General features: G+C 32.0%; 3 protein-coding genes. 1 reads left to right on the top strand and 2 read right to left on the bottom strand.

Annotated features, from left to right (window positions below):
• Positions 1-101 precede the first annotated feature (101 nt).
• Together ACFOUY_RS09040 and ACFOUY_RS09035 are read right to left on the bottom strand one after the other, a co-directional pair.
• Positions 102-605, bottom strand: a complete 504-nt coding sequence (locus tag ACFOUY_RS09040) for a tetratricopeptide repeat protein (RefSeq protein ID WP_378960181.1) — start codon at positions 603-605, stop codon at positions 102-104.
• Positions 606-714: 109 nt separating this feature from the next.
• Positions 715-1,350, bottom strand: coding sequence for a hypothetical protein (locus ACFOUY_RS09035; RefSeq protein ID WP_378960180.1), 636 nt, complete (start codon positions 1,348-1,350; stop codon positions 715-717).
• 192 nt (positions 1,351-1,542) lie between these two features.
• Between ACFOUY_RS09035 and ACFOUY_RS09030 the strand changes: the two genes are divergently transcribed.
• Positions 1,543-1,752, top strand: a complete 210-nt coding sequence (locus ACFOUY_RS09030; protein WP_378960179.1) for a DUF6965 family protein — start codon at positions 1,543-1,545, stop codon at positions 1,750-1,752.
• Positions 1,753-1,867: the final 115 nt, after the last annotated feature.

Below are 1,867 nucleotides of genomic sequence, written 5' to 3'. Positions count from 1 at the left end.
GAGCCTAATATTGATGACCAATAAATTGCTTGCGGTGATAAATAGTTCAAAAATTCAAATTCAAAAAATATTTAATCTAAAATGGGCTTTTTAAGGCTCGACTAATTATAAATAACTAAAGATAATATTGAATCTTGGGATAGTTTTTTCCCCAGATTTAGCGCCTTATTATAATACTGGATGGAACGTTCATTTTTATCCATTTGGCCATAAACCATGGCTATATTCATAGTTGCCTGAACAGCATTTGCAGAATCTTTTAACTCTTGGTAAGCGATATAACCTGCATTATAATAGCGTAGAGCCATTCTTAAGTTACCTTTAATATCGAAGAAAATGCCCAAATTATTTAAAGCATCTGCTTTGCCTTTTGCATAATCAATTCTCTCTGAGATTTTTCTTGCTTTTGTGGTATAATAAAAGGTACTATCTACATTGGTTTCGTACATTAACATAGCCCTTCTATTTAGAAAGTCGATATACTTTAAACTATCAACACTACCATTTTGTAAAAAATTAGGCTTAAAGCTATTGGCTCCAGAATCTGCAAAACAGAAAATGGCAGAACAGATGAATAATATTAGTACAATAATAGCTTTTCTCATAGGGACATCTTAACTTTCAAGAAACAGAGGCAAAAAATAATCATTAGAATTCAAGTTAACATGATTTTTTGATTTAACTGTAGCATACATAATAATTACTGATTTTTTATTAAAAAACCATACTCAGGTTTTCTTTTGTTAATGGATAACGCTTATTGCTAAAATTGTTTAAACAGACTAACAAATCAGGATAAAAATCTTGCAAACACAATTTATCTATAATCTCTAAATGACTTAAGCCCTTCCCTTTCGACATGCTTAAAATTTGAGCAACAAACTCAATTGCACACCATACTGGCCCGTTAAGTAAAAATTCGAAACAGTTAATAATGGTGTTCCATTCTGCGTGCATTTTTTTGGTTAAGAAAAATCTTTCTACAGGTTTAAGGTATTTTTTAAATAACTGATAATGTGCTCCAAGCCCTTCAGTATCTAATATTGTCGCATTATAAGGGAGATTAATAAGCTGCTCGGCAACAACTCCCCTACCATGTTTATGTAATGTTGCAACTGCAATCCCCGAAAAAGTAATAAGGGCTAAATGATCGTAAATCTCCGGGTAAAGAATTTTATCAGAATCCCGAATCAGTTTTAATCCGGTTTTATTTTTTAAATCGATATATAAAAGTTCAAATTCATCTTGAAAATTCAAAGCCATAATGTAATGAGCGGCCTCAATAAAACATTGCCTGATATCATAAGATGCAGTAAGTGGTTCTGTAAAATCTAATAAGGAGAGCTGCACTAAATTTATTCTGTTTGGTTTTATCTGGCTAACTTAATGTTTTTATAAAATCCTTCAAAAACTTAAAGCATCCAATTAAACTTAAAAACATAACCCATTCAAAACTAAGCTTAAAAGATATTCACATTTTCTAAAATAGAAAAATTGGCTTGGTAATTCTAATAAAGACCTCTATTTGCTTACCTTTGAATCATGTCAATCGCCGAACTAGAACAATATTTTAAAACTGCAGAAAAGCCTAAAGAACCAATTATGCTTAACCCTGCAACGATTGTAAATGATTACGAACATTTTCTGGAAAGTCATTTCGCACCTCTTAGAACTGAGCCAGACTCGAAGGTAAACCAGCCATTATTGTGGCGCTTGAAAGCTATGAAACTTCTTATAGAATCAAACGATTAGTTACATAATTTCCAGGGTCAACGCACTTAAATTTGGTTAAACACTTGCAATAGATACTGATTGTCCCATCCAGCCTTGAGTCTTTTAGTTACTAGAGAGCCCTTGGATGGATCTT

The organism is Pedobacter jamesrossensis (assembly GCF_042650905.1).
Taxonomy (GTDB): domain Bacteria; phylum Bacteroidota; class Bacteroidia; order Sphingobacteriales; family Sphingobacteriaceae; genus Pedobacter; species Pedobacter jamesrossensis.
Note: the sequence above shows the minus strand (reverse complement) of the source record. Positions and strands in the feature narration are given on the sequence as shown.

Excerpts from the sequence above, each read along its gene's own strand:
- ACFOUY_RS09040 (WP_378960181.1), bottom strand. The coding sequence starts at position 605 with ATGAGAAAAGCTATTATTGTACTAATATTATTCATCTGTTCTGCCATT.
- ACFOUY_RS09030 (WP_378960179.1), top strand. The coding sequence starts at position 1,543 with ATGTCAATCGCCGAACTAGAACAATATTTTAAAACTGCAGAAAAGCCT.